General features: G+C 45.1%; 1 protein-coding gene. It reads left to right on the plus strand.

The annotated features are described in order from the left end of the window. Positions 1-244: 244 nt before the first annotated feature. Positions 245-1393, plus strand: a 1149-nt coding sequence (locus GY843_RS00290; RefSeq protein ID WP_297305726.1) for a transposase, incomplete at its 3' end; no start/stop codon positions are given.

Raw genomic sequence — 1393 nt, forward strand, 5'->3', positions numbered from 1 at the left:
CGTAACCAACTTCCGCATTCCAATCGACATCAAAATCAAGCTTGTTAGCCGCACCATTAACTAAATCAAAAAATATTCCAGATTTTTCTTTAGTATTGGGATTAATTATAAACAATGGAGCACCAACAGCATATGCCCTTGATCCACCGTCAAAAAAAATAAAAACCTCGTTGTGCTTGATAAAACAAGCGGATAGAATGTGTTTAGGATAACAAAACTATCATCAACGAGGTGAAATTCTATAATGACACAAGGCGCGCTACCTTTCAAGTATGAAGAAGAGAAACAGCAGAGTAAAATGACGGCCTTTGGAGGGCTTCCAGTGTACCTGGATTTAGCCCAAGTGCTGGGGTTGTCACGGTCGATGGAGGAACACCTTGGAGTTCGCAAGGGAAGCCAGGGCTGGAGTGATAGTCAGATTGTGATGTCACTGATTATGTTGAACCTGGCGGGGGGTGAATGTGTTGAGGACTTGAACCGTCTTGAAAAAGATGAGGGTTTTTGTCGGGTAATCGACAGGACGCATATAGATGGTATGAGCCGGCAGCAACGCCGGTCCTTAGAACGACGCTGGCGTAAAGAAAAACGACGCTCGATTCCGTCGCCCTCGGCCGTACTCAGATATCTTTCTGCTTTTCATGATGCGAGGCAGGATAGATTCCGTGAGGCAGGTAAAGCCTTTATCCCGGCGTCAAATATCCATTTACGTGGTTTTTCGAAAGTGAACAGTGATTTTGTAAGCTTTATACAGAAGAACAATCCGCAAAAGACAGCTACGTTGGACATGGATGCGACGCTGGTGGAGACGAACAAATCGGAAGCCCTGTTTTGCTATAAAGGATATAAATCGTATCAACCGTTCAATACGTGGTGGGCGGAGCAGGAAGTGGTATTACATACAGAGTTTCGTGACGGGAATGTTCCTGCGGGATTTGATCAGTTGCGAGTTCTTACCGAAGCCCTTGAATGTTTGCCTGATGGTGTGGATAAGGTGAGGTTGCGTTCTGATACTGCGGGCTATCAGCATAATTTGCTTAGATATTGTGCCCTGGGTAGCCACAAACGGTTTGGAAAGATAGAGTTTGCCATAGGCTGTGATGTGACCCCTGAATTTAAGAAGGCAGTAGCAGAGGTGCCAGAGCAAGACTGGCACAGTTATACCAAGAAGGTAAAAGGTAAAGAAATAGAGACGGGCAAGCAATGGGCTGAGGTGTGTTTTGTTCCCAATGCCATAGGACACAGTAAAAAGGGTCCTGAATATCGTTATATTGCAACCCGAGAGATCATCCATGAGCAACTCAGTCTTCCTGGAATGGAAGAGGAAAAAACCTACCCTTTCCCCACGATGAGCAAGGATAACAGAAAGTACAAAGTGTTTGGTATTGTCACAAAC

Origin of the sequence: Neptuniibacter sp. (assembly GCF_024231755.1) — a bacterium.
Lineage (GTDB): Bacteria > Pseudomonadota > Gammaproteobacteria > Pseudomonadales > Balneatricaceae > Neptuniibacter.